This window comes from Cyanobacteria bacterium GSL.Bin1 (genome assembly GCA_009909085.1).
In the GTDB taxonomy this organism is placed as follows: Bacteria; Cyanobacteriota; Cyanobacteriia; order Cyanobacteriales; family Rubidibacteraceae; genus Halothece.
In genome coordinates, this window is record JAAANX010000134.1 from 1 (window position 1) to 24146 (window position 24146).

The following is a 24146-nucleotide window of genomic DNA, read 5'->3' on the forward strand; positions in this document are numbered from 1 at the left end:
GTAAGCCCCGTCGAAGTGTCGGGGGCGATGTGCCTAGATAACTGGCGTAGGGGAGCAATGCCCGTTCGTGAGGATGGGAAGCCAGCACTCTAATCTCTGATTGAGTGCTGGAGGATGTCACCTAATTCCCTCCCCTTTTTAACACAACAGAGAGGGGAATTTTTCTGACTTATTTACCGAATTGGGTTCCAGTTAGATGAGACCTGTAGCTCACTATAAGGCTTGGGGCAAACTTTGGCTTGTTGATGAACTTTTGATGAGAAAATTGGCTGATAAGTGTCACCCGTTAGATACTCTAAGGTACTTCTTATCGCTTGTTGAGTGAGATACGATATATTCTGATCTGGTTGATTATTAACCGCAGGGACTAAAATCCAATAAGCATCAAGTTGTTTTCCGTACACTCTTTTGATGAAAGATAATAAAGAATAAGGAGGATTGGGGTAAGAAATACCAATCTCAGGTTGCTCATAGTTGGGAAGAAAATGTTTGATAATTATTTCGGGATTCATTTCATCTAAGAGAAGATATGACCCAATGAAAATTACCGTTTTTGCTTGAGCCACTCGAGAGGCTAGGCTTGAAGATAAATGATAAACACTGAGGGCTTGAATGGACTTAAGACTTTTCTGTTTTATCGCTTCTGCAATGTGACGCCCTGCACTGTTATCCGCTTTTCTTTTATCCCCATAGCCTATAACCAAAAGCGGCACTTCTTGACCTGAGGAATCACTCATAGTTGATTAAGAAATATAATTTAAAGCTTGATCTTAGTTTTGAATTATAGTTTTTATTTAAAAAATCTGCAATAAAACTCATTACAGTAAAACTGAATTAAAACTCTTAATTTTGAGATTTTATTGAGTTTCTTTTTCCAGATTATTACGGGTTTTCTGATCAAAAGCACAGTTTGGTTTTATCTTGAATCGATAATTTTTATGATATAAAAAACTTTCTTTGAGAATAAACTGTTGCGATAGTAAAAACTGCTCACTCATCAAAAGTAATCCTTAACGAACTAAACCCCTTATTTAGGTTTGATCCCAATTGTTTTTAGTCATCTCATTTCCCATCCTCACTGTAAGCATTATCTTTTTGATTGCAAGTTTGTGTCTTATTCACTCTGTGACACCAATAGAGAGCGAAAGATCTATTTGTGATTAATTAACTATTCAGTTATATTTAGAAATAAGGAGTTATGTAAATCAGAGGTTACAAGCAATGGATCATCCCAATCGCTTACCATTGGACAATTCTGTCCCTTCAGTTTCTCGACGACAGCTACTCAACTTTTTTACGGGTGCGGTTGTAGCGAGTACCGCTGGGGCTGCCCTTTATCCGGTGCTCAAATCCTTTACGCCTCCTTCAGTAGGAAATGGAAACAAGGGCATCATCGCTAAAGACAAAATGGGGCATCCCATACCAGCCAGTCAGATTTTAAGTCAACCGGTAGGAACCCGCGCCCTGGTTGCTGGATTAGCCGGAGAACCCACCTATTTAACCGTACAAGAAAATCAAACCCTTGGCGATAGGGGAATTGTTGATAATTGTACGCACTTGGGTTGTACATTTCCCTGGAATGAAAATGCCCAACAGTTCCAATGCCCTTGTCATGGTTCTCGCTTCGCCCCAGATGGTTCTGTAGAAAGGGGTCCAGCGGATCGTCCTTTGAAGTTAGTTCATGTTGCGGTTAAAGATGACCAGATTTGGATTTTCCCTTGGACAGAAACTGATCCCCGTACTGGAGAAACCCCTTGGTGGGTTTAGTTTAATGATTCTGTTCTGCTTCAGGCAACACGCAGGAGTTCAGTGAGAATAGCTTCTACCGGGCGCGGTTCCCAATTTAATTCTTTTCTGGCTTTGCTGGCATCAACGCGCACACAGCGGTCATAAATATAATGAACTCGTTCTCGACTCAGGGGCGGTTGCCAATTCAGGAAATGTCCAATGGGGGTGAGAAGACTACCTAACAAACGAATTAACCATTGGGGTGCTTCTTTGGGCGTGGCAATCCCGGTTTTTTCACTCAGGAAGTCGAACATTTCGCCAATGGTCAGTTCACCAGCAGAGATAATGTAGTGTTCTCCAGAATGTCCAATCGCAACCGCGTTGAGCATTGCTGTTACGAGATCGTCTACATGAACAATGCCAGTGGGCCGATCGCGCCCTGGCCAAAATTTTAAGTTCCCACTGCGAAAAAGCTTGACAATCTGACCAAAGTGAGGATCATCTCCCCCAAAAATACCTGAGGGTAAAACACTAACCACCGGTAAGCCTTGTTCTGCCATTTGATCAACGAGGTTCTGTGCTTCGTACTTCGTCCAATCATACGCCGAAGAGAAGCCCGTTTGTTGTCGAGTAAACGTTTCATCAACCACTTGCCCTTGCGTATCTCCGAGAACGCCAATGGTGCTGCAATAGACAATTTTTGACACCCCTTGGGCTTGTGCCGTTTCCATCACTGCTTGCGTGCCTTCAATATTCACCCGTGCCATAGCTTGGGCATTGACGACGCCTAATTCCACATAAGCCGCCACATGAAACACCACATCCACCCCGGACATTGCTTTTTCTAAAATTGCGCGATCGCAGATGTCTCCTTTGACCAATCTGACTTGCGACGCTGCCAGTCGGGATAAATCACTGGTGGGACGCACCAAGCCCACCACTTCATCCCCCCTTTTTTCTAAGGCCCGTACTAGGTGAGAACCGGTAAATCCATTTGCCCCTGTTACTAACGCTTTCATAGTTCTTTCTCGTACATTCGATACGTTTTATAAATCTTGGCGCCGGTTTCTTCAATTAAACGACGGGACGGCAAATTATCAGCATACACCCAAGAGAGTTCCGCACTTTTGTAGGACTTTTTGTTTTGAAACGCCGCCTGAATCAAAGCCAGAGGCACCAACTTCCGGCGGTATTCTGGGAGGCAACAAATGACAATGACGCGTCCAGCGTGGATTTGCCGGCGATACCAGAGAAACTTAAGAATGCCCCACCAGTTGAGTTTGCCATTCACCTGTTTGAGCGCAATGTTATAGTCCGGGAGTCCCATAAAAAAGCCGATCATTTCACCATTATCCTCAGCAATGGGAAAAACATCGGGATCCACTAAATCTTGCAGCGATCGCGCTTGCGCCATAAACTCTTCTTCCGTGCGCGGCGTCGAACTCCAACTGTCTTCAAACAAGCGCGTAAACAGCTCATAAATCTTCGCAATATCGGCTTGAAACCCTTCTCCTTTGGTCTGCAAGGGACGAAAGGTTATTCCCGAACGACAGGCAATGCGGTAGGCTCTCTCAAATTTATCACCTAGCCCTTCCTCCAGAGAAAGGTGATACGCATAAGCTTCTTTGGCAATGGTTCCACCGTGGGCTAGGAACAATTCTTCATAATACGGCGGGTTATAGGGCATCATAATTTGGGGAGGAGACTCAAAGCCATCCACCAGCCATAAGCAATTATTGTGAGTGGATAAATCAATGGGACCGCGCATTTGGGTCATCCCCTGTTCTCGCAACCAAGTTTCTGCCGCCTGAAATAAAGCGGTGGCAACCCCTTGGTCTTCAATGCACTCAAAGAAACCAAAAAAGCCAATATTTTCTCCTTCTTTGGCAATTAAACGCTCATTGACTGCCGCCACAATCCGTCCCACAGGCACCTGATCAGCATTGAGAGCAATAAAAGGTTGAAAGCGACCATATTGGTGAAAGGGATTTTCAGGGGAGAGTTCTTTTTCTGTCTCACTTTTCAGCGGAGGAACCCAATTCGGATCGGTTTGATAAACCCGCCATGGCAGATTTAAAAATTGTTCTTTTTCAGCGGGAGTTGTTACCGGTTGTACCGTAACGCTTGTTTGGGAAGTAACCACAGCAATTTATTCTGGAGAATACAACGGAGTAGAGGAGGTGAGGAGAAATAAAAGGGTAAGAATTAAGCACTAATGACCGGTTGGTAAACTAGATCGCGGGTTTGCACCATTGCTGAAACCAGTTGATCCATTTCTGCTTCCGTATGCAAGGCATTGGCGGTAATGCGGAGTCGGGGTTTGGCAATAAACCAAATCGGAGAAACCCAAATATTATGATCAGCCAAGAGGGTGCGTCCAAAGTGCTTAGGATTAATTTCCGGCGGCAAGAGGACAGGAATCACATTCGTTTCGCCAATAGCTTCAAATCCGGCTTCTTTCAAACGCGATCGCAGATAGTGGGTATTGTATTGTAATTTTTGTACCAGTTGTGGATTACTACGCACTTGACGGATACTTTCTAGGGCAGCAGCAGTGGTCGGTGGCGGTAGTGAAATTGTCCCAATGGAGGTTGGCGACACATTTAATAAGGGGATTAACTCCGGAACATGAGAACTAATGGCAGCACCGGCTGAGGCAGCAAATTTAGAAAAGGTCGTCATTACTAAAGGGATGACGCCTCGCGCGATCGCGTCTCGGGGCGTCATTTGGAAATGTTCAAATATCCCATGCCCAGTTGCGCCAATTGCCCCACTCCCATGGGCTTCATCTAAAAATAAAACACTGCCTTCATAATTAGACAGCACTTCAATCATTTCGGGTAAGGGGGCAATATCTCCATCCATGGAAAAAACGGTATCAGTCACCACGAGAATCCGATCATCGGGACGAGCATATCGTTTTAACTTCCGGGCGAGATCTTGAGTATCACAATGTCGATAGGCTTTGACACGGACTTTTGGGCTATGACCAAATACTTTACCGGAACGGGTATTAGCGTTAACAACTGCTGACACAATACAACCATGATTGAGCACATCAGTCATAATCAGGGTTTCTCTAGTATGCTCAAATCCGGGAACAGGAATAGCAAGATGACAAAAGGCATCGGCTAATGCTTGCGTTGCCATCCAAGCATTTAAGAACAACTGGGTATGAGGTAACCCTTTAAATGCGGAAATTTCCTCTTCGAGTTCCCGATGTAAATCAATGCGCCCACTCAGTACAGAACAGGAACTATTGGAAGTTCCATAATGATGAATCGCATTGATCGCTGCTTCTTTAACCGCCGAATTTTGGACTAAGCCTAAGACATCATTGGTACAGAAAGTCAGAACAGTTTGTCGCGTGCCATCTTTTGGGTGCTCAATCTCGACAAAGTTTCCTTGTTTACTATGGCAGATGTATTCATCGGGAGCAAGCCCACTCTGGTACCAGCGCTGGACATATTCTTTAACAGTTTGCACGAGTTCACTCCTCTCTCCTGGGTTTTAATAGCGACTACGCTTTGAGTCGGTTGATTGAAGGGTATATTCCTAGCCAGATTGTAGCAGGGGAGGTAAATGACCTCCATTGCTTGTAAATCTTCTTTCTTTTGATAGTTTTCTCATTTCTCAATTATTGCTTCAATCGCCACTGTTACGCTACTCAATCAGTTTAAAAAAAATATGGTAAATTATCTCATCACAGGAGCCAATCGTGGCATTGGCCTAGAATACTGCAAGCAGCTAAAAGCAAAAGGAGAAACAGTGATTGCGGTTTGTCGCGAACCGAGTGAAGAATTGAAAAGTTTGGGGGGACAAATTGAATCAGGAATTGATGTTACCTCTGATGATTCGGTGACAGAACTTGTCAAACGCCTCCAAGGAACGACCATTGATGTCTTAATTAATAATGCCGGAATTATCGAAGCGAATTCCTTAGATGATTTGGACTTTGAGAGTTTAGAACGCCAATTCCGGGTCAATGCAGTGGCACCGTTGCGGGTCACGAAGGCCCTTTTACCGATGATTCCTCAAGGTGGGAAAATTATTTTAATGACCAGTCGCATGGGGTCAATTGAGGATAATACTTCTGGTGGTTTTTATGGCTATCGTATGTCAAAAACAGCGCTCAGTATGGCAGGGAAATCCTTAGCAGAAGATTTAAAGCCACGCCAAATTGCTGTTGGGATTCTCCACCCAGGAATGGTGCAAACTCGCATGACCGGTTTCTCTGGCATTACACCTACCGAATCAGTGGAAGGATTATTAAAACGGATCGAAGAACTCAATTTAGAAAATTCTGGGACGTTTTGGCACGCGAAAGGAGAAGTGCTGCCTTGGTAATTCGTTATTAGTCATTTGTCATTTGTCATTTGTCATTAGCTATTAACTGACAGAGGGCAAATGACTCAGAAAAAATAACTGATTACTGCTAGAATGGCATCACATTTTCCACTAAAATTTTTGTGCCAATTCCCATTAAGATTAAACCACCAACAATTTCAACTTTGCCTTGGCAAAAATGACCAAAACGATGACCCATGAAAACGCCAAAAAAGCAAAGAATAAATGTTACTAAGCCAATCATCGTTACCGTTAAGGGTAAGGGCATTTTGATGACAGATAAGCCAACGCCAGCGGCTAATGCATCAATACTGGTCGCGATCGCGAGTCCCAATAAAGTGGAAGTATCAAGGGGATTAAAGGGTTCTTCTTGCTCATCTTTTAAAGCTTCGTAGATCATATTTCCCCCTAACCATCCCAATAAAAGAAAAGCAACCCAATGCGCGATCGCGCTAACCAATTCCCGAAATCCTAATCCCATCATCCAGCCTAAAACGGGCATTAACGTTTGAAAGACACCAAAAAATAACGCAATCTTCAACGCCTTATTAATTTTAATTCGTTTAATTAACAAGCCACTGGTCAACGAAACAGCCAGTGCATCTGCTGCTAAGCCAATGCCCATTAAGCCAATTGTGAGAAGTTGCATATTTTGCTTCTATGAACAATAAAGGAACCGAAATTAGTTTCATCATAATGGTTTCTTTCTTTTAATTGGTTCACAATTACTTCATATTCCCTTGATTTTTTTTTCATAGTTTGCTCTCGCTTTAAGACAAGAAAAAACTGTTCTTAGTTTCAAGGTGACACGATTCATCATCAGGAAATTAGAAAGTGACTTGATGAATTGAAAAAAATAGTTGTCAAACTCATCAATTGTCTCCATAAAGAATTTGAGGTAATTCTCTCAAGGAAAAAACCATTGTCTCCGTAAATATTACTATGTGTAACGATTTTCCCTGTCGCGAATGCAGCGAATTCCTGACTGGCGAGTGGCAATCATACCGATAAACGCTGAATTCAAGCTGAAAACACATGATACTCAAGCTGAGAAAGTGGATCCTACTTTGACTAGTGGACATTGAAAAATGATCCACTCACGATATGATGGAATTAATCACCGTAATTCCGAGCGAGTTATCGGTGATCCAAAAATGTGCAGCGATCGAGCAAGAAGCAGTAATGGTAGCATCTAAAGCAAAGAAAGCCTCTAAACCCTCGAAATTAGAAGGAATTAAAGAAAATAGCAATTTCTTACGGGAACCCCTCGCCACAGAACTGTTAGAAGACACCACTCACTTCAGTCAAGATGCGGTTCAAATCTTGAAATTTCATGGGTCTTACCAGCAAGACAACCGCGATAATCGCCAGAAAGGGCAAGAAAAAGACTATCAGTTCATGCTGCGGACGCGGAACCCAGGAGGCTTCATTCCGCCAGAACTCTATTTGACCCTTGATGACCTTGCCACTGAATACGGGAACCAAACCCTCCGCGTGACCACCCGTCAAGGTTTCCAGCTTCACGGCATTCTGAAGAAAAACCTGAAAGAAACCATTAGCCGCATTGTCCGCAATATGGGGTCAACCCTCGGAGCCTGTGGTGACTTAAATCGTAACGTAATGGCTCCGCCAGCTCCCTTTAAAGATCGTAAAGAATACCAATATGCCTGGGAGTATGCGGATCAGATTGCCGATCTCCTGCGTCCGCAAACGGAAGCCTATTATGAAATTTGGCTCGATGGGGAAAAATTCCTCAGTGTCGAAGAAGCGCCGGAAGTGCAAGCGGCGCGAGAACGCAATGGTAACGGCACAATTTTCCACGAAGGGGAAGAACCGATTTATGGGAAACATTATATGCCCCGCAAGTTTAAGTGCTGTGTGACGGTACCGGGGGATAACTCGATTGATGTGTATACCCATGATGTCAGTTTGATTGTAATAACTGACGAACAAGGAGAACTCCAAGGGTTTAATGTTCTCGCCGGTGGGGGAATGGGACGCACCCATAATAAAGAAGAAACCTTTGCCCGGATGTCAGATCCCATTTGTTATGTGGATAAAGCGGATGTGTATGATCTGCTAAAAGCAATTGTTGCCACCCAAAGAGATTACGGCGATCGCGTGCAGCGTCGTCATGCCAGAATGAAGTATCTCCTCTATGATTGGGGCGTCGAGAAGTTCCGATCCAAGTTAGAAGAATACTATGGGAAACCCCTGAAACCCTATCAAGATCTGCCGCCTTTTGAGTATAAAGATTTTCTCGGTTGGCACGAACAAGGAGATGGCAAACTCTTCTTTGGCTTATCTGTGGAAAATGGTCGCGTCAAAGATGAAGGCAAATTCCGCTTAAAAACTGCCCTGCGCAAAGTAGTGGAACAATATGAAGTTCCCATGCGCTTAACGGCAAACCATGATGTGATTCTGTATGAGATTAAGCCGGAAGATCAAGGCGCGATCGAAAAAATCCTGAGTGATCATGGCTTAATTACCGATCCAAAAGATTTGGATCATCTCCTCCGCTATTCTATGGCGTGTCCCGCCCTCCCCACTTGTGGCTTAGCGATTACCGAATCGGAACGAGCCTTACCGAGTATTTTAGACCGGGTTCGTAGTGTCTTGAAAAAACTGGGAATGGCAGAACAAGACCTTGTTGTCCGGATGACCGGATGTCCCAATGGTTGCGCCCGCCCTTATATGGCAGAATTAGGCTTTGTTGGGAGTGCCCCGAAAGCCTATCAACTCTGGTTAGGAGGAACACCCAACCAAACGGCACTTGCTCGTCCTTATATGGAACGGATGCCCATTGATGAGTTAGAAAGCTATATTGAGCCGATGTTGGCGTTTTACAAAGACAAACGTCAGAAAGAAGAAAGTTTTGGCGAGTTTTGCAATCGGGTTGGCTTTGAAGCCATTGAACACTATGTCAATCGCTATGAGTTCAAACCGATCAAAACGCCTAGTGCGGGTGGAAAAGGTCGCCGTCATCGCATCAGCGTTTATGAAGGACTCCACGAACGCCTGAAAGCAGCGGCGGAAAAACGAGGAACGAGCATGACGCAGCTTGTATCAGAGGCACTAGAAAAATATCTGGATGAGTAGGTTGGCTGAAAAAGTTCATGGGTTGGTGGAGTTAGGAACCAGGGAATAGCCTTCTCTCTCCTCTCCCACCTCTACCCATCATTTCAAAACTGACGGATTCCTACAAGGTTTGGTTCGACCGTAACGTAATCCGATGGATGATTAAACTCGTACTTCTCACCTGAAAATGCGTCGTAGAGGGCTCTATGACGCTTCAAACCATACTCATCATCACGAATATTGTATGAGCGAACCCACTGAATCAGATTTTCCAAATTTTTGTCTTGAGCCTCTTTCGACTCGAATTTTTCTGGTTCCCAAGGTCTTGCTTTGCAGTGGGAGACGCAACTTTCCACACCGGGGTTAAGGAAAATTAATTTCTTGCAGTAGGGTAGCAACGGCTCAAGAATATCAGCATAGCAGCCTTCAATAAGCCAGCTTTCATTAGTTTCTATGAATGTTTTTGCTTCGGCGATGCTCTCTGCAAGGGGACGCCGATCAGCGCCTTTCATGCCTAGTAAAACGCAATGAATGCGACGTTTGAAGCCCCCTAAATGCTGACCGAGATCATGCCTGTAACGCCACCCATTCCAGCTGCTGAGGCAATGCTACCTAAATGATAAACGTACCCATGAAGCAATGAATTAGCGGTAAAATAGAGAACTGTTAAGTAAAAAAATGTCCTAAATTGTAAGTCTGAACTTGCCTTAGAAATGAAAACGCTTTTTTAATATTCATCCCGAGAAAGTTATGAATCAAATCATCAGCCCGATCCGATGGACCATCCATGACTTAGACGCACTGCCAGAAAACGAAGGGATTCGCCGGGAAATTATTGATGGAGAATTATTTGTGACTCGTGCGCCCCATTGGAAACACCAAAATATCATTACCAACATCAATGCTGCCCTTCATAATTGGTCAAAGACATACTCTGGTTTTGTCATCCCTTCCCCCGGGATTCTCCCTTCAAAAGAAGATAGCGTAATCCCTGATTTGGTTTGGGTGAGTAATGAGCGATTAGCAGCAATTGAAGACGAAGCGGGGCACTTCACGGGGTTCCCGGAACTGGTGGTGGAGGTGCTCTCGGCAGGAGAACGCAATATTTACCGCGACAAGCAAGCCAAGTTAAAACTCTATTCCCAAGGGGAGGTTCAAGAATATTGGATCGTTGACCGCTTTCGCCAACAATTAGAAGTTTATCGCCAGCAGAAGGGACAATTGGTGTTAGTGGAAACGCTAACTGCAACTGATACCTTAACTTCTCCTTTATTTCCGAATTTTTCTCTGTCTGTCTCCCAAATTTTTGCTTGAGTTTAAAAAAAAGGATGCCTCTTTGAACTGAACATCCACTGGGAACTAGCATTGGCGTGATCGCTGTTAAGCACCGAAGTGCAGACAAAGTTGACGAAAATGATCGCCGCGCTGTTCAAAGTTGTCATATTGATCAAAGCTGGCACAAGCGGGTGAAAGGAGAACCACCGAGCCTTCTTGCTTTTTTACCCGATTGATCGCTTCAATGACTGCATTGTCCATGGTCTCTACCACTTGATACGCTGAATAGCCCATTGCTTCTAAACGTTGGGCAAATTGATCAGCTGCTTCACCAATCAACAAAACGAGACTAGCTTTTTCTTTGATCAAGTGAAACCAATCTTTATCATTGCCGGTTTTGGCTTGTCCCCCTGCAATTAAAATAACTGGACTGGGAACAGAGGATAAGCCCACTGTTGCTGCTTCGTAGTTAGTCGCTTTACTATCATTGATGAAAGAGACGCCTTCAATTTCACAAATCGGTTCGAGGCGATGGGGAACCCCCTGAAAATTAATAATACTGTGCGCGATCGCGCTTTGATCCACATTCGCTAAACGGGCGGCGCCAATGGCAAGCAAGAGGTTTTGTAAGTTATGTTCCCCTGCCATAGGAAAATCTTTAACATTCAAGATTTTTTCGCCAAAAGCAATAATGTCATCCCCTTCAATATAAATGCCATGACTGGGCTTTCCCAGCAGTTGACTTTTTCCCTGAATACTCGTCCAATGAACAGCAGACCAGTCTTCTTTTGCTAAACGACGCAGATGGGGATCATCCCCATTGAGAACTTTTAAATGGGCGCGATCGAGCAAAGACTTTTTAATCGCAAAATAATTTTCGAGGGTGTAGTGACGTTCTAAATGATCCGGACTAAAGGTTGTCCAAACGCCAATTTCTGGGGCGAGTTTTTGAGAGGATTCAATTTGATAACTACTAATTTCTGCAATAATCCAATCCCAAGCCGTGTTTTTTAAGCCCAATTCACAAGCAGCATTCCCAATATTGCCACAAGCCGGAGCTTTTAAACCTGCCCCTTGAAACAAGGCAGAACACAGTGCCGTGGTTGTTGTTTTACCGTTTGTGCCTGTAATCCCTACCCAAGGCGTATCCGATAAACTGCGCCAAGCCAGTTCAATTTCGCCATACATGGGAATTTCATGTTCGCGAGCGCGCACTAAAATTGGAATATCCCAAGGAACACCCGGGCTAACGATGATTAAATCAGCCGTTTGAAGCGCATCTATGGTTGGGGTATCTTGTAATTTAACGGTAATTGCTTCCTGAGCCAGGTCATGTTGACGGGCTTGCAAGGAGTCAGACATTCCGCGATCGCTGAGGATGACCTCCCACCCTTGTTGCTTCAACAAACGAGCAGCAGCCACTCCAGAACGCCCGAGTCCAATTACGTATGCTTTCATCCTGTGTTTCTTGGTGTTCAATATTTTCCCCGATTATAAGAGATATCCCTTCTTCTCCAAAGCTGGAAAAGAAGGGATAGGGGTTAGAATCTCAGCGATTTATGGTTTTGAGGATCCTGCTTTCAGGGTTGATCTACTTAGCCCACAGGCTGCAGTTGCTTTTTCTTAGCGGCTTCTGTGAGACGGATCTTACCTTCGTCATCTACATCAACGTAAGCGGTATCGCCTTCGCTGAGGTCTCCCGACAGAATCGCTTGGGCAAGGTTGTCTTCTAACAGACGCATCAGGACCCGCCGTAAGGGACGCGCACCATAGCTGACATCATATCCTTCGTCAATCACACGGTCTTTGAAGCGATCGCTGACCTCTAACTCAACCCCTTGCTGTTCTTTGAGGCGACCGCCAATTTCTTTCAGGAGTAAGTCGGCAATTTCACCCACTTCTGCTTTCTGCAATTGACGGAAGACAATCACTTCATCCACCCGATTGAGAAACTCGGGACGGAAGTAGTTTTTCATCTCTTCTTGGACACGATTACGGATGCGAGTATATTCGCCATCGCCTTCAGTGTCTAATTCAAAGCCAAGTCCACCGCCACCTTTTTCGATGACTTGCGAACCAATGTTAGAGGTCATGATAATCAAGGTGTTTTTGAAGTCAACCTTGCGTCCTTTGGAATCCGTGAGATGACCTTCATCTAGGATTTGCAACAAGGAGTTAAACACATCGGGGTGCGCTTTTTCAATTTCATCTAAAAGGACAACGGTATACGGACGACGGCGCACTTGTTCGGTGAGATGCCCGCCTTCGTCATAGCCAACAAATCCTGGTGGCGAACCGATTAACTTGGACACACTTTGAGGATCCATATATTCGGACATATCGAGACGGATCATCGCCTCTTCATCCCCAAACATATACTGCGCCAATGCCTTGGTTAACTCGGTTTTACCAACGCCAGTGGGACCGGAGAAAATAAAGCTCGCGATCGGGCGATCCACATCTTTCATGCCCACACGGGCGCGACGAATGGCGCGAGAAACCGCACTAACTGCTTCACTTTGACCGATAATCCGTTCGTGAAGGGTATCTTCCAGATGTAATAAGAGTTCGGATTCGGCTTGAGTCATTTTGTTAACCGGAACCCCTGTCCAAGAGGAGACAATGCTGGCAACTTCTTCTAAGCCAACGACTGGGGTTTCTGCTGGCGTTGCTGTTGCTTCTTCTTCTCCCTCAGCGGATTTCTCTGCCATGGACTGACTCAAGTGCAAGCGCGAACCGGCTTCATCGATAATATCAATCGCTTTGTCGGGTAAATGCCGATCGCTGATATACCGATCTGATAGTTTAGCTGCCGCTTCCAAGGCTTCTAGGGAGATTTTAACCTTGTGATACTCTTCGTAAGGGCTGCGAATGCCCTCTAAAATTTCGATGGTTTGTTCCACAGAAGGCTCATCAACCATCACCGGCTGGAAGCGTCGCTCTAAAGCCGCATCTTGCTCGATGTACTGTCGATATTCATCAAGGGTGGTGGTCCCTACACATTGCAGTTCTCCTCGGGCTAACGCTGGCTTGAGGAGGTTAGCGGCATCCATACCGCCTTCCATCGCACCGCCGCCGATGAGGGTATGAATTTCATCAATGACGAGGATGATATTTCCTGCATCTTGCACCTCTTTCACAATACCTTTCAGGCGCTCTTCAAATTCACCGCGGAAGCGCGTTCCCGCGACGAGTAAGCCCATATCAAGGCTGTACACTTGTTTATCTTGCAGTGCTTCGGGCACATCTTGCCGGACAATGCGTTGTGCTAAGCCTTCCGCGATCGCGGTTTTTCCCACCCCCGGTTCACCCACCAAGACAGGATTATTCTTGGTCCGACGACCTAAAATTTGGATGGTCCGTTCTACTTCTTGGTCACGACCAATAATGGGATCAATTTCGTTATTTTGAGCTTTTTCCGTCAGGTTAATCGCAAAGGATTTTAAGCTATTATCTCCTTGTTGCTGCGGGTTAAAGCCAAAGCGGGATTGACGGCGCTCTCCCATACTGGCGGCGGCTGGTGCCGATGGTTTTTCATCGCCAGTACTGGGATTATTCAACGCGTCTTCTAGGCGTGAAGCGACTTGTTGGGGATCTGCCCCCAACTGACTTAAGACTTTAGTCGCGACACCTTCTTCCTTGGTCATCGCCAGTAAAATATGTTCAGGTAAAATTGTCTGATGAGATTGCTGACGGGCAACTTCCAAGGCTTGTTCAAAAATCCGCTTCGCTCTTGGGGTAAACGGAATATTCGCCGGAACATTGTCTGTTCCTGACCCAACTAAGCCTTCCACAACTTGACGTGCATCTTTAAGTTGCACACCCAATTGATTTAAGATATTGGCAGCATCACTGCTCCCTTCGGCAATGATCCCTAACAGCACTTGTTCACTTCCTACCAGATTTTGCTTCATCCGGCGTGCCTCTTCCTGAGCCAGAACAACTGCTTTGATTGCTTTATCTGTAAAATATTCAAACATAGTTCCTATCGTCGATAGACTGCTTTCTTAACTTTTCTTATCTTTTATTTAGTTCCACTCTATCCTTCATTGTTAAGCATTCACAATGGGAATAGCCGTAACCCTAGGGGGGAATTTTACGATTTAACAAGTTTTTTTCTGATTTTCCTCTTTTTGTAGTAATCATTTCAAGATTTTTGCTTTAAGGTAGCAATTGTATCTGTAAGCGGGACAACAATTTGAGGGATGAAAGGGACACTAAAACCAAACTGCACGATCGCGGTCGTGGGCGATATTCATGATCAATGGGAATTCAAGGATAATGATTGTTTAGAAGCATTGGGGGTCGATTTAGCGCTATTTGTCGGCGATTTTGGCAATGAAGCAGTGGGAATTGTGAAACGAGTCTCAGCATTAAAGTTACCAAAAGCAGTCATTTTAGGCAATCATGATGCCCATTACAGTGCTTCAAAACGCGGGCGTAAAAAGTGTCCTTATGATCCGACCCAGGAAGATCGGGTTCAACAGCAACTCGATCTCCTCGGAGAAAGTCATGTGGGCTACACTAAACAAGATTTTCACCCCTTACATCTGTCCGTAGTAGGAAGTCGTCCCTTTAGCTGGGGGGGACCGCAATGGCGTAACCAAGCCTTTTACCAGCAACGGTACGGGGTGAATGGATTTGAAGAATCCACGGCTCAAATCATGAAGGCGGTACAAGCAACAGCTCATCACACAACGATTTTCCTCGCCCACAATGGTCCGCAAGGATTAGGCGATCAGCCTCATGATGCTTGTGGTCGCGACTGGAAAAGGGGGGGCGGGGATTATGGAGATCAGGATTTAACTCGCGCGATCGCGCAAACCCGTCAGCTAGGAAAAAAAATTCCCCTGGTGGCGTTTGGTCATATGCACCATCGACTGCGCCATACCCAGGATTATCAGCGAACGGCAGTGGTTACGGATCAACAAGGAACCGTTTATTTTAATGCTGCTTGTGTCCCGCGCTTGGTTAAAACCGAAACCCAATCCTTACGCAAATTCTTTTTAGTTTCTCTGACGCCAAGGGGAGTGCGCCAAATTCGCCTCGTTGAGATGGGACCTGATTTTTCTATTCTTCAAGAAGAAATTTTTTATCAGGCAGTGGAAGCCATTCCAGAGAAACTGCTATCATAGAGTCTGAGTTTTGGAGAGGTGGCAGAGTGGTCGATTGCGGCCGACTTGAAATCGGCTGAGCCGAGAGGCTCCGGGAGTTCGAATCTCCCCCTCTCCGTTTAAGCTATTATGTCCTCAATTAGCATAAGGCTAAAAGTCAAGCTCTTTCACGGATGAACGGATTAAGGTCTAATCCGTAGTTAGGTTCCTGGTAGATCAAGCGGTTGACCCGAGCGATCGTAAATCAGGATATCCCAATTGCCATCAGGATTGGCTTCAAAGGCAATGGTTGAGCCATCAGCACTAATGGTGGGGCGACGCACTTGTGCGGATAAGTTACCGGTCAGATTACGCAGCGATCGCGTTTCCCGATTATAGAGATAAATATCCGAGCGTCCCTCGCGAGTTTTCGTAAATGCGATTAAACGCCCATCTTCAGACACGGTTGGGTCAAACGCCATCTCATCTAAGGCATTCAATCCCGGTAGGGAAATGAGTGCGCGATCGCGCCGATCATAAAGATAAACATCTTGAGACCCGTTGCGATCCGACACAAAGGCAACATAGCGATCACCAATTTCCGGATGAAACTCCGAGGCAGGGGTATTTAAACTTTCTGTCCCTTGGGAAAAGGGAATATTGACAATTTCAGGATAACCGCCACAACTGGCAAATAAGGGACTTAACAATAATCCACCCAATACCTTTAAAGGAAAAGCAATTCTACTGCGTGTCATAAATGCGTGTTCCATCTGGGATATCCAGCTCAACCTCAGGGCCCCGATCTAAGACTTCCACATCCCATTGACCCCGACGTGCCGTTTCAAACACAATATAACGTCCATCGAGATCAATATCAGGATTCCGCACCCAATGACGATAAGACTCGGTGAGAATTTCCGTTTCTTCAACAATGCGATCATAGAGGGCAATTTCGGGGCGACCCTCGCGGCTAACTAAATACACTAAGTACCGTCCCGTGCGGCTTAAACTCGGGCTTTCTGTAAGAACATTTTTGGGATTTAAGCCGGGGAGAGAGACATATTGCTCACGCGATAAATCATAAAGTAACACTTGATGGCGACCCTTGCGATTAGACACCCAAGCTAGATAGCGTCCATCCCCACTTAAACTGGGTTCTTGGTCATTGTAACGACTGTTAATTCCCGCTGACCCTTCTGGCAGTTGGGGCGATCCACAAGCAGACAAAAAACTGAGCAAACCAATACTGATACTAAACTGCAGCCAACGTTGCCACGTTGTTGTGTGTTTAATAATCGAATTGATTGCTGTTATCGGGATCATCCTCATTTTCAGGGGGATCAATGGGTTTATAATCTACATAATCTTCTTTGGGGGGAGCCGGACGACGACGAGAGGGCGGACGACTGACCGGTGGGCGTGATGGCTTCGGCTGCGCCGGCGAGCGATGCGTTGTTGAAGCAGAACGTCGTTCTTGGTCTTCATCTTCGCGGGGGCGAGGACGGGGTTTACGAGAGGTGCGAGTAGGGGGATTGCTTTCTTCCCGACGTGAACGCGAGGAACGGGAGGACAGATAATCCTCTCTCTCTTCCTCTAAATCAGGGCGTTCGTAACGGTCGTTCGGCTCTTCATCATAATAGTAGTAATCGGGAGTGGTTCGACTGCCGGAACGAGATGAAGGTTTCCGTCGGCTACGACTGGAACGACTTTTACTGGAACGGGGGGCTTCTTCTTCATAGCCTTCATCATAGCGATCGCTGCGGGGAGGACGTTCCGTGGTTGTGCCTCGTAACCGGCGACGGGTATCAGTGGGTTCTTCTTCTTCAAAATAGGGTTCCATATCGTCGATTTCTGCCCGATAGACGCGACTGGTACGGCGATCGCGATCAACTGTTGGCGCACTCCGTTTCGCTTGTTCTGTGGTTGCCGCCCGTAAGCGAATCGTCTCTACCCCAAACGCCACTGCCATAGCCGTGAGGAGAAACTGACCAAACTGCAAAATGGGGTCGAGTCGCCACCCCTGGAATAACAAGATAAATCCGCACAGTAGTCCGACCGCAGCAAAAAAGATATCTTGGTCTCTAGAAAGTTCTGGGCGAAACGAACGCATAAAATATAAAGATGCCCCCGCGATCGCGAGAAAGATGCCGAGGATGCTGGCTGAGTTCAGCCCGAAGTTTACCATTGCTCTGCTCCTTGCTTGGGTTTGCCCTGTGCTGGTGACACTTTAGATCTTAATGCTTCTTCATCAGCACTGAAAATTGCTTGCTTGGGAAATCAAATAAAAGCTGTCCAGAGGATAAAACACTCATGAATTAGCGTTCCCCCTGGACTCGTGTCCTCATGACCGGAATAATCGCTTAAGAACGACGAACGCGGTCTTTAACGCTGATGAAAACAAGTGCAACGGTTGCAGGAATCACAACAATCAAGGTTCCTGCGAGTAAGCTATAAAGGAAATTTGCTAAAGATGGTGTCATGGTTTCTGTTACTCTATGATTAAATGTGAATGGCTACAGGAATTATCCCTATGCTACTTTACAGGATAACAGGCTGCAGTTACAGCCTTCGGTCTTAAAAATGTCGCTCAAAATTTCAAGCCGACACCTTTGCTTAAAAAGGGACTCATCCTAACCATTCGTCAGTAGACCTTATACTTATTAATAATTTTAATAATTTGCAAATGGAGTTATCAACAGTTGTTAATTGGGGCTTAGGAATCTTTTTAGCCGTGATGACAGTTTTATTTATTTTTCGCATTGTCCTCACTTGGTATCCCCAAATTAATTTAAAGCAATTCCCGTACAGTTTAGTCGCTTTTCCCACCGAACCGTTTTTAGCCCCGTTACGAAAGGTGATTCCTCCCATTGGCGGGGTTGATATCACCCCTGTCATTTGGGTCGGAATCTTTACCTTATTGCGAGAGATTCTTTTAGGACAACAGGGGCTGTTGACCTAGTGGCTTGTCAATTTTCAATTGACGGGTAAAAGGTAAGGGAGAAAGGGCAAAGGAAGAACTGAATCGGTTGATCGCCACTCGTCAAAATTAGCTTGACAGAGCACTAGAGTATTGTTTGAACTATTGGTGTCCAAGCGAAAAGTGTGCTCAACGCCTTACGGCATCAATGGTTGGTGAACAATGAAGCTACTCAACATCCCATCAGATGCTAACTCGTGCTCAACGCCTTACGGCATCAATGGTTGGTGAACATCAACTTCTCCTTCGCCACCGATCATGTGTTCATCAGGTGCTCAACGCCTTACGGCATCAATGGTTGGTGAACATTCCACGTTAAACAAGCAACCGACAACACAATTTAGTGCTCAACGCCTTACGGCATCAATGGTTGGTGAACAAGAGTTTCCTGCCTTTCCCGAGGTAGAGGGACAAACGTGCTCAACGCCTTACGGCATCAATGGTTGGTGAACGATGGCTAGGCAATACTTGCAAACAATTTCAGACAAGTGCTCAACGCCTTACGGCATCAATGGTTGGTGAACTTTGCCCCCTCGCCATCAACGTCAACAGCTATTAGTCGTGCTCAACGCCTTACGGCATCAATGGTTGGTGAACCAGGAACCCAATATTGTTCGCGATAAATTTGTTGGTGCTCAACGCCTTACGGCATCAATGGTTGGTGAACATAGTTAAGCAAAAAGGAGCAATCAGACAATGCTGAAATGTGCTCAACGCCTTACGGCATCAATGGTTGGTGAACTGGTGACTTCTCCTGACCATATCCAACCTTCTTGCTCGTGCTCAACGCCTTACGGCATCAATGGTTGGTGAACTGAGGTTGTCTCTGATAACTCAATTGCTTATCTTTATGTGCTCAACGCCTTACGGCATCAATGGTTGGTGAACAATTTATCAGCCATCAGTAATGCTAATACTCGAATCTGTGCTCAACGCCTTACGGCATCAATGGTTGGTGAACTTTTCAGTTATTGGAAAAGTAATAGCTGGCGACTCTTGTGCTCAACGCCTTACGGCATCAATGGTTGGTGAACTTTAGTGCCTCTTTTATTTCTTCTTCAGACTGATAAGGTGCTCAACGCCTTACGGCATCAATGGTTGGTGAACCTTGAATCTTGTACTTGAAAACACTATGTCGCGATAAGTGCTCAACGCCTTACGGCATCAATGGTTGGTGAACTGGTGAACTGTAATATTTGTTTGGCTTCTTCTTGACTGTGGGGTGCTCAACGCCTTACGGCATCAATGGTTGGTGAACGAGAGGATCGATTTCATGAATAACAATTCTCCCTTGTGCTCAACGCCTTACGGCATCAATGGTTGGTGAACTACATTATCATCTACATCTTGCTGGCTATCCTCATCTAGTGCTCAACGCCTTACGGCATCAATGGTTGGTGAACCGTTCGTCAAGAGTGCTAGTGGCATCCCGTCCTCTCTGTGCTCAACGCCTTACGGCATCAATGGTTGGTGAACTTGTAGCACGCCAAAATAATTTTGGTGAAAGTTACGTGCTCAACGCCTTACGGCATCAATGGTTGGTGAACATTCGGGTTTCTTACCCCTTGGACGCGGAGGGAGAGTGCTCAACGCCTTACGGCATCAATGGTTGGTGAACTTTCTCCCCGTTAGAGGCAAGTTTGCCTGTAGTCAAGTGCTCAACGCCTTACGGCATCAATGGTTGGTGAACAGATCGCGATAGATTTGATCCGCCGTTTTGTGCCTCGTGCTCAACGCCTTACGGCATCAATGGTTGGTGAACAGCGCGCGCTGAAACCCTTACCCAGAGCCAGCTCAGAACTGATTTTACAAGCAACTTGTTTCATAATGGTTCTCGCAGTAGTTGACGTCTTCCAATGGGTTATTGTTTCAACCGAATCAAATCTGATTGATTAAGGCTATGCCACGTTTCCAGAGCTTTTCACTAATTTTGCAAGCACCTACCAGGAACTGAAAATTGATAAAATGTTGATCAGGAGTGGCTTTAAGTGCTTAGACCCGAATCAGCTTCCCCAACAAGCGGAGGTGCTTGCATTAAATAATTCGATAGCCCTCTCCTTGAGGTGACCAAGCATCTTCACGATTATAAACGCTTAACCCACGAACGCATTGTTCCGACAGACGCACGAACAAGAGTTCATCTTCTGCAGTTAAAATTTGTTCTAACTGCCAGCGTAGCTTTTCGCGCGATCGCTGAGATAGCCAACAGCGGAAAATCGAATACTGAACTCGTTCCCCATAACCGCCCAACAGTTTGTAGGCTTTGCGCCATCGCTTTTGGCAACGGATATCATAACAAATTAAGTACCAATGCTTTGGTTCTGCCATTTTCACCTCCTATCGAACATTTAACTGACCAAATAATCCGCCTTCTCCGAGCCATTCCTTTTCCAAAAGTCGCACCTCCAATTCGATTAGGCGACGATAAGTTAAGGAGTAGCCCGTTGCGGGGTGTTTCCAACTTTCCTGCTTGCGGTGTTCATACAAACCGACAAACTTTTCTCTCCCACTTTGGCTCAACCAAACTTGTGTTCCTCGCACTTCAAAGTCCGCTTCCACTTCCCATTGCTTACGATTAATGGAACCGATAACAATTAAATCCACTAACGGAACCCGGAAAATTTCCATGAGATCCAAAGCCAACGGAGGGGCTTGAGAACGGGGTTGATGATAGAATCCTAAAGCCGGTTCTAACCCCACTGCTAAAATGGCATTGGTCACATCTTTAATCAACAGTGAGTAACCAAAGCTCAGCAAGGCATTAAAGCGGTCTTCTGGGGGGCGTCGGGTTCGCTTAGAAAACCGTAGCGAGGAAGGAACTTCTCGTGCAATCAAGCAGGGCAACCCGGAAAAATAAAGAGACGCTAAATTTCCTTCTAATCCCAGCAACGTTTCCAACGACTGCGCTTTTTCAACTTGTTTCAACAGCGCCTTCATCTGTTTAATGACCGTTTCCAGCTTTGCCGAAACGTCTTTTAATCCCCGCCGACCGCGCATCAGGAACTTCCGCTGTCCTTGACCGCGACATTTGACCAACTGTTTGGCTAAAGCTAGGCATTGTTCGGGATTGCTTAACGCCCGGTACTGACCGAGACGGCGCTGAATACTCCCTTGGCGCGTGTCAAAACTACCTACATAGCGACCGCCACCTGAGATGAAATGAACTCCTACTTGTTGGCGGGCGCAGAAATGAAGGGCTTGGGTGGAAATTTGCGAGAAGCTATGTAAAACCAACTGTCCCACTTGTTGAACGGGAATTTTTTCCGGGGATTGACCGCGACGAGTAATCTTTAACTGTTCTCCAGTACGCCCCACTGCCGTTCCCGGTTCGAGAACATGAATGACCTCTCGTTCCTCGTCTTTCGGGAAGAGGCGAATCGGTTCCCATTCTTTGTTGTGAGCTAGTCGCGCTTCTTCCGGTAAACAAACCGGGGCGAGAGAACAACGCTGACACAATCTTTCATTCTCTGTAACCGGTGGACGAGAGGGAGAAACTCGAAGCTGATTTGCTCGTTTGATTGCTTCTTTAACGGTGTTTCGCCCTTCATCATCAAACGGCACATGAATCAGAACATTATCGGCATGATAACGGATGCGTCCTTCGGTAACCGTAATTCCCAGTGCTGACTCAATCAGATAGCAATAAGCTAAAATTTGTGCGCGATCACTGTCCCAGGCTTGGGGTTGTTTATTTTGATCGCGATGACTACGCCCCCGCTTATGTTCATAGGGAATGGTTTGACCGTCGCGAGTACGGAGTGCATCCACTCGCCCCCGCAATCCCAATTCTTTACTTTCCAAATAAAGGTCTTCCCACTCTTCTCCTTCTTGTTTTTCCAACTCGGCATGGAGTCGTCGCCCCGCAAACACCGCAGCATCTTGGGTGTAAAGTTCTTCCACTTCTTCGAGGTAGAATAAGCGGGAGCAATAAGCAAGGGCATGGAGTGCCGAAACCCGAATCGTCTTTGTTTCTGTTGTTGGTGTAATAACTGATGTCATAAGTTGAGACCTCAAATCAGAATTTTTAGTGATGATTTCACTTTAAAAAAAAGACCCGGAAAAAATGATTCCGAGTTCAGAACTTATTTAAAAATTGTCAAAAATTCTAATTACTATTGATTTCCAAGTTGTTGAATCATAACCCAACTCAATTCAGAAAACTCAGCATTCGTTTCACTCAATGAAAATCGTTGAAAGGTTCCTCGGGTTGTCTTTCGGTCAATCCAAATTGGTAAACTAATTAGACCGCGCTTATCTTTGACGAGCCAGCAAACTGTACCATCACTCTCTCGATAAAGCCGAATTCCATTGACTAACGCCCAAGATTCACCAAGGGATAACCCTCCGAAACGGTTAATCTTTTCAGGAGTTTCCAGAGCAATAATAATTCTTTCTTCTAAGGTAATGACCCCTGTTTCTTCTATAGAATTAACTCGGATAACCAGTTGTAAATCAGTTAAAATTTCTTGAAAATTGGGCTTAGAAAATTTACTGCTGGGATAGGTTCCTAGATGCTGTTTGCTAAATTTGTGATGGCGTTGCTTACGAACAATTCGAGAAATTGTCGTTTCTTCTCCAACGACCCCGATTGCTAATTTGACACCCAAATGTGCAGTTAAATCAGTCTCTCCAATAAAAGATAGCAAAAAGCCATAGAGTGTTGAGAGAGGGGGATAATGGTAAGTTTCGCTATAGTCCCGTGCAAAACTCCGAGGAAAACTAGTGCAGGGACAATCTATGTAAAGAGATTCCTCCATTAAGCTAATACTCCCACTTCAGTTAATTTCGCTTTTGCCTCCTCCTTCGCTGCTTTCACACCATCTTTCACACTGACTCCTAAATCTCGTAACGCTTGTCCATAGGGAGTATTGGCAATCTTCCCACCCACAATTACTTCCTTGGGATCAATGTCGCCTGCTTTAATAAGACGCTCTAATTCATGACAACCTACATCATTTCCAATCCGAGCAAAGCATCCCATAATCCAAGGACTAGGGTCATCAGTTACCCGCAATACAATTGACTCGGGGCGAAATTCGTAAAGAAAACGGGAATGGTTACCGCCGACGTGCTGAATACTAATGAGAGCATCTAAAGCGTCTCCTGCTCGTTTTCGCTGTTGTAGATGTTCTGGCGTTAAGGCAATGGTGTATTGATAAGCAGTGCAGTGAACTTCTGTGCTATGAATTGAAGTTTTCCCTTTCTGTCCGCCTTTAGAACCGAAGGCAACATCTCCCCAATAAGGATCCAAGCTAATTGCACGACTCACTTCAAGTACACCGCGACGCTTGATGGTTGCATTTTTATTTTCTTTATCTTTCTTGGCATCCATGTAGCCAAAAAGATCATCGTCGATAAATTGCTCAGCACTGCACCGCTCATCTTTAAAATGATACTGGTCTTGATCGGGATCAAACGTTCGATTCACTTCTTCTGGATGATGGTGTTGAAAATACTCCCGTAGCGCCCAGCGAATGGCTTCTGCACTCACGGTTGTGTATTGGTCGTACCCTCGGGTGATTTTTTGTAATGTGGCTAAAGTACTGCCATCACCTTCTCCGCGATTATTAGCAGCAACAGCAGTGGGAGTAACGATGGTTGCGAAAAGATGTTTAGACATTAATTAATTCTCCTTTTGAGTAAGT

22 protein-coding genes, 1 tRNA gene and 1 CRISPR repeat array are annotated in these 24146 nt (G+C 45.4%); of the genes, 7 read left to right on the forward strand and 16 right to left on the reverse strand.

The features are described 5' to 3' along the window. Positions 1-173 precede the first annotated feature (173 nt). Positions 174-737: a hypothetical protein gene (locus GVY04_16695; protein NBD17705.1), complete on the reverse strand. Its 564-nt coding sequence runs from the start codon at positions 735-737 to the stop codon at positions 174-176. 484 nt (positions 738-1221) lie between these two features. Between GVY04_16695 and petC the strand changes: the two genes are divergently transcribed. After that, entirely contained in the window at positions 1222-1767 is a 546-nt protein-coding gene (petC, locus tag GVY04_16700; protein ID NBD17706.1) for a cytochrome b6-f complex iron-sulfur subunit, read from the forward strand. Between the two features lie 20 nt (positions 1768-1787). Here petC and GVY04_16705 read toward each other — a convergent pair whose 3' ends face one another. From GVY04_16705 to GVY04_16715, 3 genes are all read right to left on the reverse strand, one after another. After that, positions 1788-2747 (reverse strand): NAD-dependent epimerase/dehydratase family protein, encoded by a 960-nt coding sequence (locus GVY04_16705; protein NBD17707.1) that lies wholly within the window; start codon positions 2745-2747, stop codon positions 1788-1790. Beyond that, positions 2744-3871, reverse strand: coding sequence for a GNAT family N-acetyltransferase (locus GVY04_16710; GenBank protein ID NBD17708.1), 1128 nt, complete (start codon positions 3869-3871; stop codon positions 2744-2746). Before GVY04_16710 ends, GVY04_16705 begins: the two co-directional genes overlap by 4 nt. Before the next feature lie 62 nt (positions 3872-3933). Then, positions 3934-5214: an aminotransferase class I/II-fold pyridoxal phosphate-dependent enzyme gene (locus GVY04_16715; GenBank protein NBD17709.1), complete on the reverse strand. Its 1281-nt coding sequence runs from the start codon at positions 5212-5214 to the stop codon at positions 3934-3936. A 201-nt stretch (positions 5215-5415) separates the two neighbouring features. Here GVY04_16715 and GVY04_16720 point away from each other — a divergent pair, with 201 nt between their 5' ends. Continuing rightward, positions 5416-6075 carry an SDR family NAD(P)-dependent oxidoreductase gene (locus GVY04_16720; GenBank protein ID NBD17710.1) on the forward strand — a complete coding sequence of 220 codons (660 nt, stop codon included), beginning with the start codon at positions 5416-5418 and terminating at the stop codon, positions 6073-6075. An 88-nt stretch (positions 6076-6163) separates the two neighbouring features. Here GVY04_16720 and GVY04_16725 read toward each other — a convergent pair whose 3' ends face one another. Further along, positions 6164-6724 carry a hypothetical protein gene (locus tag GVY04_16725; GenBank protein ID NBD17711.1) on the reverse strand — a complete coding sequence of 187 codons (561 nt, stop codon included), beginning with the start codon at positions 6722-6724 and terminating at the stop codon, positions 6164-6166. A 533-nt stretch (positions 6725-7257) separates the two neighbouring features. Between GVY04_16725 and sir the strand changes: the two genes are divergently transcribed. Then, positions 7258-9174 (forward strand): sulfite reductase, ferredoxin dependent, encoded by a 1917-nt coding sequence (gene sir / locus GVY04_16730; GenBank protein NBD17712.1) that lies wholly within the window; start codon positions 7258-7260, stop codon positions 9172-9174. An 83-nt stretch (positions 9175-9257) separates the two neighbouring features. On the opposite strand, the gene GVY04_16735 is transcribed toward sir, so the two are convergent. Continuing rightward, entirely contained in the window at positions 9258-9665 is a 408-nt protein-coding gene (locus tag GVY04_16735; protein NBD17713.1) for a shikimate kinase, read from the reverse strand. Positions 9666-9903: 238 nt separating this feature from the next. Between GVY04_16735 and GVY04_16740 the strand changes: the two genes are divergently transcribed. Continuing rightward, positions 9904-10467: a Uma2 family endonuclease gene (locus GVY04_16740; GenBank protein NBD17714.1), complete on the forward strand. Its 564-nt coding sequence runs from the start codon at positions 9904-9906 to the stop codon at positions 10465-10467. Positions 10468-10533: 66 nt separating this feature from the next. Here GVY04_16740 and GVY04_16745 read toward each other — a convergent pair whose 3' ends face one another. Both GVY04_16745 and GVY04_16750 read right to left on the reverse strand, forming a co-directional pair. Next, complete coding sequence (locus GVY04_16745) at positions 10534-11886, reverse strand: UDP-N-acetylmuramoyl-L-alanine--D-glutamate ligase (GenBank protein ID NBD17715.1); 1353 nt, start codon at positions 11884-11886, stop codon at positions 10534-10536. Positions 11887-12023: 137 nt separating this feature from the next. Beyond that, a complete protein-coding gene (locus GVY04_16750; GenBank protein ID NBD17716.1) occupies positions 12024-14408 on the reverse strand; it encodes an AAA domain-containing protein in 2385 nt (794 codons plus the stop codon). A 225-nt stretch (positions 14409-14633) separates the two neighbouring features. Between GVY04_16750 and GVY04_16755 the strand changes: the two genes are divergently transcribed. Next, on the forward strand, positions 14634-15563 hold the full coding sequence (locus tag GVY04_16755; GenBank protein ID NBD17717.1) for a TIGR04168 family protein: 930 nt from the start codon (positions 14634-14636) through the stop codon (positions 15561-15563). Between the two features lie 12 nt (positions 15564-15575). Beyond that, a tRNA-Ser gene (locus GVY04_16760) sits at positions 15576-15660 on the forward strand. 82 nt (positions 15661-15742) lie between these two features. On the opposite strand, the gene GVY04_16765 is transcribed toward GVY04_16760, so the two are convergent. The 4 genes from GVY04_16765 to GVY04_16780 all read right to left on the reverse strand — a co-directional run bounded on the left by GVY04_16765 (position 15743) and on the right by GVY04_16780 (position 18004). Continuing rightward, complete coding sequence (locus GVY04_16765; GenBank protein NBD17718.1) at positions 15743-16264, reverse strand: Tol biopolymer transporter periplasmic protein; 522 nt, start codon at positions 16262-16264, stop codon at positions 15743-15745. Between the two features lies 1 nt (position 16265). Beyond that, complete coding sequence (locus GVY04_16770; protein ID NBD17719.1) at positions 16266-16853, reverse strand: biopolymer transporter Tol; 588 nt, start codon at positions 16851-16853, stop codon at positions 16266-16268. Next, positions 16813-17709: a hypothetical protein gene (locus GVY04_16775; GenBank protein NBD17720.1), complete on the reverse strand. Its 897-nt coding sequence runs from the start codon at positions 17707-17709 to the stop codon at positions 16813-16815. The genes GVY04_16770 and GVY04_16775 overlap by 41 nt, the downstream gene beginning before the upstream one ends. 175 nt (positions 17710-17884) lie before the next feature. Then, positions 17885-18004: a Photosystem II reaction center X protein gene (locus GVY04_16780; GenBank protein NBD17721.1), complete on the reverse strand. Its 120-nt coding sequence runs from the start codon at positions 18002-18004 to the stop codon at positions 17885-17887. A 203-nt stretch (positions 18005-18207) separates the two neighbouring features. Here GVY04_16780 and GVY04_16785 point away from each other — a divergent pair, with 203 nt between their 5' ends. Further along, on the forward strand, positions 18208-18483 hold the full coding sequence (locus GVY04_16785; protein ID NBD17722.1) for a YggT family protein: 276 nt from the start codon (positions 18208-18210) through the stop codon (positions 18481-18483). Positions 18484-18626: 143 nt separating this feature from the next. Further along, positions 18627-20263: a CRISPR direct-repeat array (repeat unit 36 nt; unit sequence GTGCTCAACGCCTTACGGCATCAATGGTTGGTGAAC). 272 nt (positions 20264-20535) lie between these two features. Here the strand turns inward: GVY04_16785 and cas2 are convergent. From cas2 to cas7i, 4 genes are all read right to left on the reverse strand, one after another. Continuing rightward, entirely contained in the window at positions 20536-20829 is a 294-nt protein-coding gene (gene cas2 / locus GVY04_16790; protein ID NBD17723.1) for a CRISPR-associated endonuclease Cas2, read from the reverse strand. 9 nt (positions 20830-20838) lie between these two features. Continuing rightward, positions 20839-22500, reverse strand: coding sequence for a type I-MYXAN CRISPR-associated endonuclease Cas1 (gene cas1 / locus GVY04_16795; protein NBD17724.1), 1662 nt, complete (start codon positions 22498-22500; stop codon positions 20839-20841). Positions 22501-22613: 113 nt separating this feature from the next. Continuing rightward, complete coding sequence (gene cas5, locus GVY04_16800; protein NBD17725.1) at positions 22614-23258, reverse strand: CRISPR-associated protein Cas5; 645 nt, start codon at positions 23256-23258, stop codon at positions 22614-22616. Further along, positions 23258-24121, reverse strand: coding sequence for a type I-B CRISPR-associated protein Cas7/Cst2/DevR (cas7i, locus tag GVY04_16805; protein NBD17726.1), 864 nt, complete (start codon positions 24119-24121; stop codon positions 23258-23260). The genes cas5 and cas7i overlap by 1 nt, the downstream gene beginning before the upstream one ends. Positions 24122-24146 lie beyond the last annotated feature (25 nt).